The sequence below is a fragment of the Paenibacillus sp. GM1FR genome (genome assembly GCF_002803315.1).
GTDB classification, from domain to species: Bacteria; Bacillota; Bacilli; order Paenibacillales; family Paenibacillaceae; genus Paenibacillus; species Paenibacillus amylolyticus.
The window spans coordinates 1-15,976 of the sequence record NZ_MKZL01000020.1 but is presented as its reverse complement, the minus strand read 5'-3'; the positions used below and the strand labels follow the sequence as shown (position 1 = coordinate 15,976).

Below are 15,976 nucleotides of genomic sequence, written 5' to 3'. Positions count from 1 at the left end.
TCACTGAAAAGATGATATCCTGTTTTGATGCATGTTGTAAAGCGTTGATCAAGTACGTTTTTCTGAATATTTGGTTAAAATATTGTAATATTCTTGATTTATTTGGATCAAAGGGCAAATTACCTCCGCTTACCTGCCTTTTTCACCTCATTTGCTCGTTTTTTTAACGAATCCCAAATCGTTCCATGGCATTTTTGGTTGTTATTGCAGCAATTTCCTCCACCGAAATGCCTTTAATTTCCGCAGCTGCCTCTGCAACCAGACGTACATGCGCTGTCTCATTTCGCTTCCCACGATAAGGGTGAGGTGTCAAATATGGAGCATCTGTTTCAATGAAAAACCGGTCCATAGGAACCTTCTCCAACACCTCTTTAGGCTGCTTTGCATTTTTGAATGTGATCGGTCCTCCGAAGGAGAGGTGGAAGCCCATATCGAGACAACTTTTTGCTGTTTCCCAGCTGCCCGAGAACGAGTGCATCACACCACCAACTTCACCCGCCTTCTCTTCACGCAAAATTCTTATGATATCCTCATGTGCATCCCGATTATGGATGACAATTGGCATGTTCACTTCACGCGCCAAAGCAATTTGTTGTCGTAATACGCGATGCTGTATCTCTTTTGGTGAAGTATCCCAGTGATAATCCAATCCAATCTCACCAATCGCAACCACTTTTTCATGCTTGCATAAAGATGCAATCCACTCCAAATCGCCCTCCTGCATTGTGATCGCATCTACGGGATGCCACCCTACAGCTGCATATATAAAGTCATATGTTTCGGCGAGTTTCATTGTGGTTGGAATCGTCTCCCGGTTAAAGCCAATGTTGATCATGCGACCAACTCCTGCATCCACAGCACGCTGAATCATGTCCTCGCGGTCCTCGTCGAATTGTGGTGCATCCAGATGTGTATGTGTGTCGAACAGCATCATGTCTGTATCTCCCTTCATGTCGAAATAACGACTATCTTCTTTTTCAAAATCCAATTTGTAAAATTCAATAATTCAATGACTCATACATAAAACATTTTGGGTATCTGTGTATTACATCATTACGTTTGTTTCTTCACAAATACAATATATAGAAGATATACGGATATTCTGATCTATATATTGTTGATTGTGCTCATTCTGTCTACTTGCATTTACAAAATTATGTCGATCTACATATACTCCCCATTAAAGCAGATTACTGTATCATGGAAAATAGCTCTTTTAGAAAGTGTTTTGATATCGAAATTCTTCATCGGATTATACCCACACGATTACAAGAAATAGGGGCGTATATGTGACGGTAATTCGTGAATAATCGCATCCACCTTGTTTTGCGGGTAATACAAATGATGTTTCCCTCGGTGAAGCCCACTGATGGAACGGACAATGTCAGATACTTCTGACAACTCACGTAAATTGTCCTGTCGATCCAGAAGAAGAATCTGCTTATCTGTGGATTCATCCGGACGAAACACATCATACGGATTATCCGAAGGAAAATCAATTTCAAGATCGTATTCGGGATCGAGGCCAGCCTGTACAAAAGCTTCCCGAATCTCTTCCATCATTGTCAAGTCGACCTGTTCAAGCTCTACATACTTATATAACTTGCGATCCATAAAACGTTCGCATAACTCACTCAGAACAGTATCGTCCTCCTTGCGCCACTGCGTAAATGCCGTCTGAATTAATGCTTCATCCAACTGCAAATATTCATTCACGGATAATTCTCCTTCAAATAATTGAGGGAGTGGATCAATCATGAAGCGGAATTGAAAACCATGTTGTAGGAGTGTTTTCGCTCGCTTGAATATTTGCCGCAATATAATTTCAGAACTACGAGTTACCGGATGGAAGTAAATCTGCCAATACATCTGATACCGAGACATTAGGTAATCCTCCACAGCATGCATGCCTGACTCCTTGACTACAATCCGCCCATGATAAGGACGCAGCATCCGAAGGATACGATCAAGGTCAATCGTGCCGTAATTTACACCTGTAAAATAGGCATCCCTGAGCAAATAATCCATTCGGTCTGCATCAAGCGGACTGGTCACCAAGTTCACCACAATCGGCTTTTCATACGTTTTTTGAATGACAGACGCTACTTTCTCAGGAAAATCAGGAGCATACCGTCTTAAGATCGCCCCTACTTCGGTATCACCTGTAATAATGCGACAAGTCCAATCTTCGTGATTCATGTCAAAAGCTTCCTCGATGGAGTGAGAGAATGGCCCATGCCCGAGATCATGAAGTAGAGCTGCACACAGAGCTACAATCTTTTCTTCCTTCGGCCAATCCGAATAATGACTTCTTTCAAATTGAGAGATGATCTTGCGTGTGATCTCATAAACACCTAGTGAATGTGAGAACCGACTATGCTCTGCTCCGTGAAAGGTAAGGTAAGAAGTACCCAGCTGACGAATCCGGCGTAAACGCTGAAATTCCGGGGTGTTAATTAACTGCCATATAACCGGATCTTGCACGTGGATATAATTATGTACCGGATCTTTGAATACTTTCTCTTCCGTTAAACGTTGTTCCATGTCGACTCACTCCTTTAATTTCTTTTATATTAACGCTTTGAGCTCTGCGATTCACCTAAGATTCGACACCATATGACGAACTTTGTCGAATGAAGTAGTTTTGTCGTTTTCCAAATCGACAAAGCTGACATTGAGGTTTAAATGCGAAAAATGGCTTCCAATCCCTTACCACCAGTAACCTTGTGAAAAACAGCCTTAATTTTAAGCTAATTTTAAGGTTGACTGATTTGGGAATCGTTGGTATGATGAGTATCATAAAACATAAAATAATGTCGAATAATGACAAAGATAGTTAGCTGAGAGGAGCACTGATTATAATGATGAAATCAACAGGTATTGTAAGAAAAGTGGACGAACTGGGACGGGTAGTTATTCCAATTGAATTGCGCCGTACGCTCGGTATTGGTGAAAAAGATGCTCTGGAAATCTACGTTGACGGCGAGCGCATCATGTTGAAAAAATACGAGCCTGCTTGTATCTTCTGTGGTAATGCAGAGAACGTTACTTACTTCAAAGGTAAAATTGTTTGTAACGAATGTATTTCCGAAATCCCTGCACCTGTGACAAAATAAGAAAAACCAGGTATACTGGACTTATCTAAATTGTTATTTCTAACCTTTTTAATATTCCTTAATGACCTTCCCGGTGTGAACCCCACCGCGGAAGGTATTTTTTTTCCTTGTTATGGGTTCCATTACCCAAAATGATTCTGTCACACGCGAACTGGGAGAGAACGATGAAATTTGTTCGGAATTTTTTTTAGCCACTCTGCTCTTTTTAATATTCCACTAAGGTTGGATATAAGCTTCTTTTCAGGTTATGTTCCCCACAACAGAAGATATTTGGTTAGATTACTACTCGATTAATGCATTATATACATCACGCTTCGCCAGACCGCGATCGGTAGCCGTTTTTTTCATTGCATCTTTGCGGTTATGTCCTTCACCCTCATAATGGCTGACATGATCCGCGAGTGACATGAGCTGCCACCATGCTTCGCGCTCAGCCTTACGCTCCTCTTCCTTAATGCCTTCTACCAGCAAGCAGTACTCGCCAAGAGGTGGATGTTCTTCAAGCCAGTCTATGCATTCCCTCACAGTACCCCTTGCGAATTCCTCATGACGCTTGGTTAGTTCACGAGCCAGGACAATCGAGCGATCACCCAGAATTTCTTCAAGGTGGACTAATGTTTTCCGAATACGGTGAGGCGATTCATAAAATAACAAAGTCCCGTTGGATTCGTCAAAAGCCTCCAGCACTTTTCGCATGTCCTTTTTCTCCCGCGGCAAAAAACCGCCGAATGTAAAACGCTCCGTCGGTAATCCGGACACGATCAGAGCAGACAACGCAGCATTGGGCCCCGGGATGGGAATGACCGTTATTCCGGCTTCCAATGCAAGCTGTACAAGGTCAGAACCAGGGTCCGAAATGGCTGGCAAACCGGCATCGCTGACGAGTGCCAAATTTTTTCCTTCTATTATATAGCGTATCAGTTCAGGTCCACTCGCCCCCTTATTATGCTCATGATAACTAAACAGCATCGAAGGTGTAATTTCAAAATGGGTAAGCAGCTTTCGGGTCTGGCGTGTATCTTCTGCTGCAATGATGTCACAACTCTGCAATGTCTTGATGGCACGGAAGGTCATATCCTCCAGATTACCAATGGGTGTTCCAACCAGATAGAGCTTGCCTGATCCTTCAGGCTGCTCCGCATAGCTTTTTTGAATATGCAAAGTCATCTAAAGCCCTCCTTTCGTAGTACGCTCAGCATGTTGCTGACCATAGTATATATCCATAATCTCTTCGCAGTATTTCCCCTCTTCATTGTAGACAATGAGTGGAGGAAGCATCCTAACTTCCGGTTTACCATCTTTCATTCCTTCAATTAACACCATGTTGGCTTCCAAATGAGCACGGGGATGTACCATCCGAATCCGTTTTGGTTCCAGCTTATATTCGCGCATGAGTGAGATAATCTCTGCAAGGCGCTGTGGACGATGAACCATCGATACTTTGCCGCCATTACGTACAAGTCGACTGCACGCCTGAATCACTTCTTCCAGGGTACATCCGATTTCATGACGTGCCATTGCCTGATGTGTGTTCATCTTGAGGTCACTGCCATTCAGAGGCATGTATGGAGGATTAACCGTTATTGCATCGTATACAGCATGTCCTGTTTCTTTCACGAGTTCTCGCAAATCACCTTCACGAATCATAATCGACTCATCCAATGCATTTAATTGCACACTGCGACGCGCCATATCAGCCAAACGTGGCTGAATCTCGATCCCTTCCAGACTAGCCTGCGTACGCGTTGTAAGCAAAATGGGAACCACCCCGTTACCTGTACACAAATCAAGTATACGACCCCGTTTAGGTACGGAAGCAAACCGGGCTAATAATACGGCATCCATCGAAAAACTAAACACTTCATCACTTTGAATGATTCTCAGATCATGAGAGAGCAGATCATCAATCCGCTCTGACTCATGTAACACAACTTCATTTGCTTTCATATGTTACGCTCATCCTCCGGTACTCTATATCTCATGTTCGTTTAGTTTAGGTTTATAACCTTGAAAAAAAACCGTAGGGGATCCCTACGGTCACTTCATTTATTCAAAAAAGACAGGCAGAACAGACAATCGCCTTCCGTCCGCAAATGTCCATAATAGACGTTGCAGATATGGAAGCCTTCGTGATACAACCGAGCCAGATTATCATACCCTTCACCCACAACATCCTCGCCTGTAGCCGGACCTGCTGGTCTTGCTACAGGAGCGAGTGCTGAGGAGATCGGCAGATCTGCCGGAGCCTCACGTTTGAGCAGTTTGCGTAACTGCTCATTCTCGATGGTAAGCCGCTGATTATCCTCAAGCAGCTCCTTCACAATCATTTTTAACTCTCCTAAATCACCGTGCAACTGACCCAGTTGGGTTTCCATTTCATGAATGTGCGTAAACAGATTTTTCTTTTCCAAGTTTCCACCCCGAAGCAACCTTTATGGTTTACTTGATAACGACGTCATCCAGCGGAAGTTCTTTGACTTTACTGATGTCGAACAGTTGAACATGGACTGTGCGGCTACCGGCATTAATTCCGACAACTTTTCCTTCACCCAATGAGGTGACGACCAATTTGCCTACAGCTGGCAGTTCTTCTCTCACACTTTCATAGTTATCATGCTCAAATTTCAGACAGCACATGAGTCTTCCGCACAACCCTGAAATTTTCGTCGGATTCAGTGACAGGCTCTGATCTTTAGCCATCTTGATTGATACCGGCTCAAAGTCTCCCAGCCAGGAAGAACAACACAACACACGGCCGCAAGGTCCGATTCCGCCAAGCATCTTCGCTTCATCACGTACACCAATCTGTCTCAGCTCGATTCGTGTACGGAATATGCTTGCCAGATCCTTGACCAGCTCCCGGAAATCAACTCTTCCTTCAGCTGTAAAATAAAATATAATTTTATTGCGATCAAACGTAAATTCCACATCGACCAGCTTCATTTTGAGGCCATGGTCTTTGATTTTATTTAAACAAGTACCGAATGCTTCTTTGGCTGCACGTTTGTTCTCATCAACCACACGGGCATCTGTATCGCCCGCAACGCGGATGACTTTCTTCAGCGGCAACACCACATCGGACTCGCCCACTTCCTTCTTACCTACGACAACCTTACCGTACTCAACCCCCCGCGCTGTCTCCACGATAACGCAGTTTTCTTTCTCAATGGGAAGGTCCAGGGGATCGAAGTAATAAATTTTGCCCGCTTTTTTGAAACGGACACCCACTACACTGTACAAAAAATTAACCCCCTTGTAAGCCAACCCCACTTCGTCTGAAGCCCCGTCTTCTTAGGGAACCGGCCGAAGTTATAACCGTTTGCATATGATTGGAGCTAACTTTGCCCTCTCCCAGTCTTATGCCAAACCGATCAAAAATTGCTCCAGACAAAGCTGGCCATTGACGTTGAAACGCAATTTTTTTCTGCATGCTGCGGCCATATCCATATAGGAGACCCACTGCTCTGTGCTGCGGGTATGTGCCAACTGAGATAACATGTCTAACTGATCTATAAAAACGATATGTTCATGCCTATCGTACTGAACATACAGCATGTCCCTAAACCATAGATGGAACAAACTGAGTAACATGTCCAGGTGTTCAGAGAGTCCGGTTTTAAAAAGCTTCTGCTGTGCAGAGATCAATGATGTACTTCCTCTACCCAGGGACTCCTTCCCTAATTGTAACATTACGTTTCTAATTTCTGCAAACCAATTCTGCTGGAGAATTTCTCTACATGCTTCCAATCCTGACGCTAAATGGACGGCAGAGCGAGCCAGATTGGCAGGGTGCCCTTCCTCGATCAGAGATTGCAGCATCTCTTCCGGATTCAGTGCGCTGAACGGCACCAATTGGGAGCGTGAGCGGATCGTTGGCAACATGGCCTGTCCATTATCTGTAATCAGGATGCCGACTGCTGGTACCTGCGGTTCCTCCAGAAATTTGAGCAAACTGTTTGCTGCCTGCACCGTCATTTTCTCGGCTTGTTCTATAATATATACTTTGGGATCGCCTGCCTCTGATCGGTATGAAAAGATACGCTGCAGATCCCGGATTTGATCTATTTTAATGTTGTTTCCATCTGGTGCAAGCATGGTTAGATCCGGATGGTTACCATGATCTACCTTACGGCATTCAAGACACTGCCCGCATGCGTCATCTTCAAGCTCTGTACAGAATATTGCCTTGGCAAAGGTAATTGCCGTCTTCCGTTGCCCGCTACCAGCTGGACCGCTAAACAAATACGCATGGCTTATTGCCTTACGTCTCAAACTGCTTTGTAACATTTTCTTGGCCGCTTGTTGACCCATAATCTGTTGAAAGGACATACTTCCTCCTCAGAAGCTTAAATTAATAAGCATCCCCCGAATTTCCCCTACTTGTTGTAATAGAGAGATTTTTCCTTCTTCTGTATCCAGCAATTCATCAGCCATGGATAACAGAGCGGAGTCAATTTCATCAATCAGCTTATACCGCTTACCTCTGCCACGACGATCCCAACCCCTTGTCTCTTTCATGGATACACCGCGACGAACGGTCTCTTCCAGGAACCTTTTAACAAGTTGCTTATACGCCTTCAGTTCACGAATCGTCATGGAACGTGCCAAGCGATCTCCCTGAAGCTGGATTTCACTAAACCGGCGATTCAGTTCAGCTTGTGAGGCCCGTTCACCCTGGTGATTCATCATATCAGAGAAATTTTTGGATTGAACCGGTTTGGAACCTGAATCAGTAGAACTGATCCCGCTCTGAATCGGTCTGAATCCAGGATTGATTTTCATGGATACGCCCGCTTTCTATCATAGTTAGCCAATCGCCCATCAGCACAGTGCGCATTGCGCCTGTGCGTGAGAATGAGGCTTTTATATATGCTGATCACACTCTATATATAATGGTAGATACACATCACCATCAAGGACTTGTTCTTTGTAGTCAACCTCTTTCCGAAATGAACCATTCCCCAGCTGGGAAATGCTCATCCGGAAAGAGTATGCTGATTCTTCTCGTCAAGAAAGGCGTTCCGTAAGTGGCACGCACGAACTCTGTTAACTCTTCTTGCATCCATCGTTTCCAACATGCTATCAATCATGAAGGACCCTCATGGGATCCATGCAATAGGTTTAATTAGAAATGTTCGAAGCGATCTACCGGGAGAACAAATACAGTAGCTCCGCCTACTTGAACTTCAACAGGTAGCGGCAGGTAAGAGTCGGTTGTTCCACTCATCGGTGTGACCGGAGTCACGAGCTGTTCACGAACCTTACAGCTGCTGCGAATGACGTTCATTACGGATTCGACTTGACCATCATCGACACCGATCATAAACGTCGTGTTGCCTGCCTTCAAAAATCCGCCCGTACTGGCAAGCTTCGTCGCCCGAAAATTTGCTTTGACCAATGCGCTGGATAATCGGTTGCTGTCTTTATCCTGTATAATCGCAACAATCAGTTTCATCCTGCATAACCTCCTTTAGAATAAGCACCTTTATCAAATGCCCTGTCTATATATTAGACAATTACTCGTCAAAATCCTTCAAAATCCCTGTCTCCAGCGACAAAATCATTGCTGCCAAGACATCCTCCTGCTTCATGGAAGCATCGATAACTCTGATTCGTTCCGGGAACTGCTCTTTTAATAGGAAGTAACCCTCTCGCACTTTACGGTGAAACTCCAGATTTTCCAGATCCAGACGGTTCACTTCGCGGCCATCATGAGCATCGATCCGGGCAAGCCCCACTTCAGGCTCAATGTCCAGATATAAGGTCACATCCGGCATGAGATCACCAATCGCAAAACGGTTAATGGCCCATACATTCTCTATCCCGAGTCCACGGGCGTAGCCTTGATAGACCAGACTGCTATCGACAAATCGGTCACAGATGACTGCTTTTCCAGCTCTCAGCGCAGGCTCTACTTTCTCCGCCAGATGCTGGCTGCGTGCAGCTGCATACAATAGCGCTTCGGTTCGAGCATCCATTGCCGTATGAAGAGGGTCCAGAATAATTGAACGTATTTTCTCCGCAATCTCAATTCCACCAGGCTCTCGCGTAACTACGTAAGGTATACCCCGTTCTTCAAAATAAGAACCTATTCTACCGATCATCGTTGTTTTACCGGAACCCTCTCCCCCTTCCAGCGTAATGAATTTACCTCTGCCCTGCATATGCTTCCCTGCTTTCTATGTCGATAATTGCATCTATTGCTGCTGTAATTGAATATGCTTAGACCCTCTTGCTACAAGATATGATATCCCCCGCCCAGAGGTGTATAGCTACAGCTATATCGGTACGTATTAATAACACCAAGATCATACAAGCTTGTTTCTTTCTATCATACTATAGGTCAGCGGTTACTCCAACATGAACAACAAAGTAAAGCGTTCAACCGTAGATAATCCATACCCATAATGGAAGCATAATTGATCCGGCAATGGCACTGACAATCATGGAAACTGAACTGAGGGCTACCGCATTCTCTCCATATTCAAAAGACCTTGCCATGCCGAGGGCATGAGATGCTGAACCCAGTCCAATCCCATAGGCATGTTTACTGCGGACTTTGGCCCATTTCAAGAGCATCGGCCCCAATAATATCCCTGAGAATCCTGCAATCATCACAAACAGCGATGTAAATGAGGCATTCCCTCCAACCTGATTAGCGAGTTGAATAGCCACAGGAGTTGTCACTGATTTTGGCAATAAAGCGATGACCATCTCTTGAGGATAACCAAGCAGAATGGCGATTAAAGCACCTGTGGAGACACCTGTAATGCTACCTCCAATCGTTCCACCCACAATGGGAATGATATTTTGCTTCAGCACATGCAGATGTCTGGACAAGGGAAAAGCGAGAGATACAACTGCTGGACCCAAGAGCTCCTGTATCCATTTGCCACCCAGCATGTACGTATCCAGCTTTATACCGGAAATCACCAAAATCAGGATCAGTATGGCAGTCGTTGTGAGTACAGGCATAAGTATCGGCCATTTCAGCCTTTTATATAGACGATTGGCTGGAATATATACAGTGATGGTTAGCGCGATCATTCCAATTCCGAGGATGAATGCTGACAAGTGATCGCCTCCTTTTTGCCTGAATGAGACGATCTCCATGTCATAAGCCACTCACTTAATTTGGCAGATATCAGACATGTGATTAATGTGCTAACGATCAAACCCAGAACCAATAACAAGGTGTTCGCTCTAAAAAAATCAAAATGATTAATAATGCCCACAGTTGGCGGGATGAACAACAATTGCAGATGAGATTGAAGCCACGTCGACCCTTCTTCTCCCCAGCTCATTTTGATCCATCCCAGTTGAATGGCGACAAACAATACCAGCATGCCCACAATACTTCCTGTTAACGGCAGATGTAGTACAGCTTGAATCAAGTTTCCAATCCAATAAAAACCGTACATCAACAAAACTTGCAGGACTATTCCTGTATATTTTTTTAGCGGAATACCCAAAGTGTTCCCTTCTTTCTTATGTCTATCTGTATAAGTTGAACTAGAGCGTGTCTTCAAACTGAATGTGTCTGGAGCAGGGCACGGAGCAGGAGGGCTAACGACCCTGTGACGTCTTATTCAGCGATTTGAAGCGCCCGCAGCAATCTAAGGAATCTGAAACACGGTATATTGGAATAACCAGCCGTTTACAGCGTGTTTGTTAGGTCAATATGGTTAATAACGTGTCTCAGGTTCCTTACAAAATAAAAGGAGGACTCGAAGGCTAAATAAGACGTCCTCGGTTTCTTAGAAAATCGTCTGGACAATTCGCCAGGATCAGCAATCCTTGACTTCAAGCTGTTGGACCCTGACATCCTTCAACGTATTGCATGCCTGATTTTGAAGACACACCCTAGCAACTAGATTAATGACCAAGAGACCCTCACATGTGTAGGGTCCAGTATCGCTATCCGTATTGGTCATATTGCCTACCTATTGGTGAATGCAATTCAGATCCTCATGTGTTCCCTTCATTCCTTCATAACCTTCAATGACTGTAGAGATGCATCGGATACCCCATGAAACTTTGCACCCTCATCCCGCAGGAGTTGTATACGAGCCACCATCGATGTACTAATACGTTCACCCGGATATACAAGCGGAATCCCTGGAGGATACGGGACTACCATCTCAGCTGATCGACAGCCTACGCTTTCTTCTATCGGCACATTGATCGTATCCGTCTCCACAATCGGTTGCAGTGTAAAGGAGATCGGTTCTGAGTAGCGAGTGGTTTCTTGTAAATTGTTCCACGTGGAAATATAATGTGCCGAACCTTTCGCAATCTGTTGCGATGGCTCTGCATTAGATTGTACCTGCTCATGCCCGTTGGCAGAGCTGATATGGTGTAAAGCCTGCAACAGGTGCTGAGCATCTTGCACCGTTGAGCCCAGGCTGAAGAGCAAGACGACGTACCGTTCGTCGCTCATCTCGGGCACACAGCCGCACGCTTCCAGCTGCTGCTGTAGCCTATAACCGCTCAGCACCCCTGCGCCGTCATAGATGACGGCCTTGAATGGGTCCTGAGCGGTATACCCCGCGGCAGATGGCATCGCCGCCGCGGTCAGACCCTCCCGTGTCTGCTGCGCAGCGGACACGGACATGCCAGCCGGCTTCGCTGTTCCGGCTGGCGGTTCTGGCTGCAGCGGCTGTGCAGGCTGCAGCAACTGGAAGCGCGGTAGCTCCGCGAGGCCGCGCTTAAAGGCATTCACGGCGGCGAGTCCCGCCGTGAAAGTGTTCGCGCCCTGCACGTGCAACAGCCGGCGCGCCAAATCAAGCGAAGCCATCACCGGGTATGATGGGCTTGAGCTTTGCACCATGGCCAAGCGCTGCCTTAATAGGGACCGGTTTAACAGTGGTCCCTGAATGTGCAGCATGGCACCCATGGTGAAGGCCGTCAGCATCTTATGTGTCGACTGCACTACACCGTCTGCTCCGCATGACAGTGCAGAGACAGGCAGCTCCGGATGCTGCCCATAATGCGCGCCATGCGCTTCATCCACGAGCAATGGCATGCCAGCGGCGTGGCATACCTCGGCTATGGGCGTCAGATCTGCGCCCATGCCGTAATAATTGGGCAAAGTGACCAATACGCCCTTTGCCTCAGGATAGGACTGGACAGCAGCCTGAACCGTCTCCACCGACGGCATGACCGCAAGTCCAGACACAGGATCGACCCACGGCTCCAGAAATACAGCTCTTGCACCTGCCAGCATTAAACCGTGAATAACGGATTTGTGCACATTCCGTTGCACCAGTACAATACTGTTTGGCTCATCACACACAGTTAGTAATAGAGACAAATTACCTGCCGTACTGCCTCCCACAAGGAAGAAACTCTCCTCCGCACCAAAACAATCTGCCGCAAGCTTCTGTGCTTCCTGGATCACACCTTCTGGATGATGCAAATCGTCGGTGCCCGTGATCTCCGTAACATCCATCTCCATCATTTCCAGAAATGAACGCACTGGTGTCAGTTCTATTTCCAAACGAACCCCTTCGTCACCAATATGTTTCCCGCTCTCCAGATCAGCCCCATGTTCATCCACCGAACTGAAACTCTCTACCTTCTGGTTAACATTCTTTTCTCCATTATTCTGAATCTCACCGTTGTGCTGGTGTTCCTCATTGACGATATCCTTAACAGGAAATTGTCCTGCTTCTGTTTGTTCCAGCAAATGTCGGTAAGCTTGTCCATTCTTATGCCCAGGCACATGAAAAGAACGCTGCTTCGAATCACGATACGCAAGCAACGCTTCATATAAAGGGGCACTACTTAATTTATTTTTATGTTCCATGAAATAACCATCCTGTACATATATTATGTGCGTCCTATGCGCTTTAAAATGCTTCCTAATCCAAGGAACGCACTTCTTCCCCATCTCCACACGCGTTATTGCAAATGATCTATACCATTATATCAGCATACCCCTTCCCAAGATGGCAAACAAGACAATCTCTCCTCTTAAAAACAGAAAAAGGCCCAATGGGCCTCTATACACATCAGCATCGTTACAATGTGATGTTTCGCTTCTACTTCTATTAGCAACATTCATTATGCGTTTTTTTGAACCCAAATTTGCTTCATTTGATGAATAAAATAATTGTACTTGGCATCCTGCGCGTCGGTATGAACCATTTCTGCTTCACAAGTGTCACATATGAATTCAGATACAATAAAAATGCCTTCTCTTTTTCTTTGCTCGCAGATAATACATGTGTGTTCGGCATGTTCTTCCATGAACCATCCCACCTTGTTTTACGTTTACTATCAGTATTGCACAGTTTCTATTATTTTAAACATTTTCATAGTGCTTTCTTTCTATAAAATATATATATTCGCCCACCCCCTCTTGGGTGTCTGTACCGAAAAATACATTCATTCTCCCTACAAGAACATTCACCTGCTTATGTATATACAGTACTCCTACATTCCATCGCATTTACCTCTACATCACGTATCCCTTGGCCTGACTCAAACTTATATTCAATTTCCTTAAAAAAACTTGGAATCCCAGCCGATATATAATACATGATAACGATATCAAAGCCTGACAGTCCGTTTATTCGGGAGTATACTGAGATAAGCTCCGTCGAATCTCAATATCTTGTACAATCGTCATGGCGTGAGATACAAGGTTCATATATACATACATGTATGATTCATTCCCTTTTACTCGTGTAAGAAAAAACGAATACCTACCCCACACAAACGTGAATCCGAAGGAGGATATATAATCGTATGATCGCCGAACCGGAGAATAAAGCAACATTTTATCAATACCGGCTTCTGAAAAAAAAGGCTATCGCCCGCAGTGTCATTTACAGCTATCTGTGTCTGCCGGTCATCATGCTCTTATTCAATCTACTCGCCTTCTCCTGGACTGGCCTCTTCTTTTTTGTACTGGCAGGTCCAATCACCATCTGGATTCATTATGTCATCGCCAGAACGATATTACTTCTGGTCCGTACCTCTTACGCTAAACGCTGGCGCTGGAATATGCGTATGCCCTGGCTAGGTTATATCCCTGATCAGCATTTTAGCTTCCGTATGTTTGTCCGGGTACACCTTAACATGAGCTGGATTGGATTATGTATCATTACAGTATGTTTGATATGGTCGCCATTGTCCTTCACCCTCTCGCTGATCTTCTGGCATTTGTGGTTGCTGGGTCCTCGCTTGTATGTTGTAATGGTACTCTCCCGTGAGCGCAAAGATGGACTCATCAAATTGAATGAACAAGATGTCTCATATTATCTGCAATAACACTCCCTCATTTATGCAATACTCAATGTACCTTACTTACTTGTAATACATAACCGCTGAGCCCTTCGAATAATCTGATGCAAAAACATAATCGTGTATCGTTCAGTTGACTCAGCCTCATATGCTCAAATAAAGGTTATCCACTGTGGATAACCTTTATTTATTGTTCCCTTCTCATCCATTATCCACAGCATGGGCATAGTTAAATGAGTTATCCCCACTCGTGGCTCCGTTCTTCTCCTCTTTTTCGCCTCTTGTTACATATCTCATAACCCCATTTGTTTCGTAGAACTTACGCCTTGAGCGATCTCTCATTCAGTCTCAGCTCTATAAGCCCTCAAGCTACTTTCCATCAGCCATTCATTACCTCAATACCTTTATGCAACTTATATCTCTCCCCCTCTACTTTTAGCGCTCTACACTCCCCTATGCTTCAAGCACAATACCACCTATACATGGTACGGAAGAAACTACTCATTCCTTCCTTCTGTACCTTTATGACCTCTGATCCACCATACGTGATAGCTTCTTCCACCATTACTAAAGCCTACTTCGCTAAATAACAAAAAGCCCCCGATCGTACACGGGAGCTTTACTATATTATAAGGAACATCACAGCGTTAATTAATCATACCAAACCATACTTGAACCAGCTTAATCATCTTCAGCCAATGATTTAACTGTCGTTTGAGTAGCATCATTTCTAGGAACCATTAGTGTAAAGGAACCATCATGTACTGCTAAATGCACAGTATGTCCTTCCTTTGCAAATACACGCAAGGTACTGGATTCATTGGATGTACCCTTGGCTTGCCTCTCTGTCCAACCCCAGCTTTTAATCTCGTCTAGATATACCTCAGGCAAGCTAGTACTCTCACTAATACCAGACAGCGTATATCGAACATAATCCATATCCGAATTATTTTCAGACTGGTCAGATTTATTCGCTACTTTCGGCACCGGAAAACTCTTCTCGTTCACCGCACCTTCATATGAAGTCCATACAGATCCTGAAGCTTCACCGCATCCTGCTAGAACAACGGTCAGACAAAGCAACAGAAATGATTGTAGTCCAAGTCTCCGCCAACTTAACACACACACCCTCCTTTTCACAGCTGCACATTCCAGCTCTGTGGTCAGGTACTTTTAGCATATTTAACATAGTCCTATTATACTGGTTTTGCCGCTGTTATCCGTAACAAAAATGTTACCTTCCAGTATCGATCATGTCAGAGCTTCCACTTATCATATTTAATTCTTATAAACAAATAAAAACCACCACCGAATAACATCGGCAGTGGTTCTTTGCTTGGCGGCGTCCTACTCTCCCAGGACCCTGCGGTCCAAGTACCATCGGCGCTAGAGGGCTTAACGGTCGTGTTCGGGATGGGTACGTGTGGAACCCCTCCGCCATCGCCACCAAACGCATAGCTTAGCTTACATTTCAGAGTGGTTGTTCTCTGAAAACTAGATTCGAAACGAAACATGCGAATTATCACTTGCTATTGGATAAGCCCTCGACCGATTAGTACTGGTCAGCTCCATGCATTGCTGCACTTCCACCCCCAGCCTATCTACCTCGT

General features: G+C 45.0%; 17 protein-coding genes and 2 rRNA genes. 2 read left to right on the top strand and 17 right to left on the bottom strand.

Features of this window, described 5'->3' with window-relative positions; all coding sequences use genetic code 11:
• Window positions 1-163 precede the first annotated feature (163 nt).
• Together PAEAM_RS15090 and PAEAM_RS15085 are read right to left on the bottom strand one after the other, a co-directional pair.
• Window positions 164-934, bottom strand: a complete 771-nt coding sequence (locus PAEAM_RS15090; protein ID WP_179087975.1) for a TatD family hydrolase — start codon at window positions 932-934, stop codon at window positions 164-166.
• 332 nt (window positions 935-1,266) lie between these two features.
• Window positions 1,267-2,544 (bottom strand): HD domain-containing protein, encoded by a 1,278-nt coding sequence (locus PAEAM_RS15085; RefSeq protein ID WP_100528121.1) that lies wholly within the window; start codon window positions 2,542-2,544, stop codon window positions 1,267-1,269.
• Window positions 2,545-2,861: 317 nt separating this feature from the next.
• On the opposite strand from PAEAM_RS15085, the gene PAEAM_RS15080 reads away from it, so the two are divergent.
• Window positions 2,862-3,116 carry an AbrB/MazE/SpoVT family DNA-binding domain-containing protein gene (locus tag PAEAM_RS15080; protein ID WP_024633700.1) on the top strand — a complete coding sequence of 85 codons (255 nt, stop codon included), beginning with the start codon at window positions 2,862-2,864 and terminating at the stop codon, window positions 3,114-3,116.
• A gap of 282 nt (window positions 3,117-3,398) precedes the next feature.
• Here the strand turns inward: PAEAM_RS15080 and rsmI are convergent, their stop codons facing one another.
• From rsmI to PAEAM_RS15020, 12 genes are all read right to left on the bottom strand, one after another.
• Window positions 3,399-4,283, bottom strand: a complete 885-nt coding sequence (gene rsmI, locus PAEAM_RS15075) for a 16S rRNA (cytidine(1402)-2'-O)-methyltransferase (protein WP_036606130.1) — start codon at window positions 4,281-4,283, stop codon at window positions 3,399-3,401.
• On the bottom strand, window positions 4,284-5,063 hold the full coding sequence (locus PAEAM_RS15070) for a tRNA1(Val) (adenine(37)-N6)-methyltransferase (RefSeq protein WP_100528120.1): 780 nt from the start codon (window positions 5,061-5,063) through the stop codon (window positions 4,284-4,286).
• Window positions 5,064-5,158: 95 nt separating this feature from the next.
• On the bottom strand, window positions 5,159-5,527 hold the full coding sequence (gene yabA, locus PAEAM_RS15065) for a DNA replication initiation control protein YabA (RefSeq protein WP_017691386.1): 369 nt from the start codon (window positions 5,525-5,527) through the stop codon (window positions 5,159-5,161).
• 28 nt (window positions 5,528-5,555) lie between these two features.
• Window positions 5,556-6,356 (bottom strand): PSP1 domain-containing protein, encoded by an 801-nt coding sequence (locus PAEAM_RS15060; protein WP_017691387.1) that lies wholly within the window; start codon window positions 6,354-6,356, stop codon window positions 5,556-5,558.
• Between the two features lie 117 nt (window positions 6,357-6,473).
• A complete protein-coding gene (holB, locus tag PAEAM_RS15055; RefSeq protein ID WP_100528119.1) occupies window positions 6,474-7,445 on the bottom strand; it encodes a DNA polymerase III subunit delta' in 972 nt (323 codons plus the stop codon).
• Window positions 7,446-7,454: 9 nt separating this feature from the next.
• Window positions 7,455-7,898 carry a YaaR family protein gene (locus PAEAM_RS15050; RefSeq protein ID WP_017691389.1) on the bottom strand — a complete coding sequence of 148 codons (444 nt, stop codon included), beginning with the start codon at window positions 7,896-7,898 and terminating at the stop codon, window positions 7,455-7,457.
• Window positions 7,899-8,241: 343 nt separating this feature from the next.
• Entirely contained in the window at window positions 8,242-8,571 is a 330-nt protein-coding gene (locus tag PAEAM_RS15045; protein ID WP_017691391.1) for a cyclic-di-AMP receptor, read from the bottom strand.
• Between the two features lie 61 nt (window positions 8,572-8,632).
• Window positions 8,633-9,280 (bottom strand): dTMP kinase, encoded by a 648-nt coding sequence (gene tmk / locus PAEAM_RS15040; RefSeq protein WP_017691392.1) that lies wholly within the window; start codon window positions 9,278-9,280, stop codon window positions 8,633-8,635.
• A 217-nt stretch (window positions 9,281-9,497) separates the two neighbouring features.
• Window positions 9,498-10,190, bottom strand: a complete 693-nt coding sequence (locus PAEAM_RS15035) for an LrgB family protein (RefSeq protein ID WP_100528118.1) — start codon at window positions 10,188-10,190, stop codon at window positions 9,498-9,500.
• The gene (locus tag PAEAM_RS15030; protein ID WP_053061686.1) at window positions 10,160-10,588 is read right to left on the bottom strand and encodes a CidA/LrgA family protein; all 429 of its coding nucleotides are present in this window, start codon (window positions 10,586-10,588) and stop codon (window positions 10,160-10,162) included. Before PAEAM_RS15030 ends, PAEAM_RS15035 begins: the two co-directional genes overlap by 31 nt.
• A 509-nt stretch (window positions 10,589-11,097) precedes the next feature.
• Entirely contained in the window at window positions 11,098-12,924 is a 1,827-nt protein-coding gene (locus tag PAEAM_RS15025; RefSeq protein ID WP_100528117.1) for an aminotransferase class I/II-fold pyridoxal phosphate-dependent enzyme, read from the bottom strand.
• Window positions 12,925-13,181: 257 nt separating this feature from the next.
• Entirely contained in the window at window positions 13,182-13,367 is a 186-nt protein-coding gene (locus tag PAEAM_RS15020) for a sigma factor G inhibitor Gin (protein WP_017691396.1), read from the bottom strand.
• Between the two features lie 501 nt (window positions 13,368-13,868).
• Here PAEAM_RS15020 and PAEAM_RS15015 point away from each other — a divergent pair.
• Window positions 13,869-14,393, top strand: coding sequence for a hypothetical protein (locus PAEAM_RS15015; protein ID WP_036606136.1), 525 nt, complete (start codon window positions 13,869-13,871; stop codon window positions 14,391-14,393).
• Window positions 14,394-15,047: 654 nt separating this feature from the next.
• Here the strand turns inward: PAEAM_RS15015 and PAEAM_RS15010 are convergent.
• The 3 genes from PAEAM_RS15010 to PAEAM_RS15000 form a co-directional block, all read right to left on the bottom strand.
• Window positions 15,048-15,488, bottom strand: a complete 441-nt coding sequence (locus PAEAM_RS15010) for a hypothetical protein (protein WP_017691399.1) — start codon at window positions 15,486-15,488, stop codon at window positions 15,048-15,050.
• A 212-nt stretch (window positions 15,489-15,700) separates the two neighbouring features.
• A 5S ribosomal RNA gene (gene rrf / locus PAEAM_RS15005) occupies window positions 15,701-15,817 on the bottom strand.
• Between the two features lie 81 nt (window positions 15,818-15,898).
• Window positions 15,899-15,976, bottom strand: a 23S ribosomal RNA gene (locus PAEAM_RS15000); the annotation flags it as partial.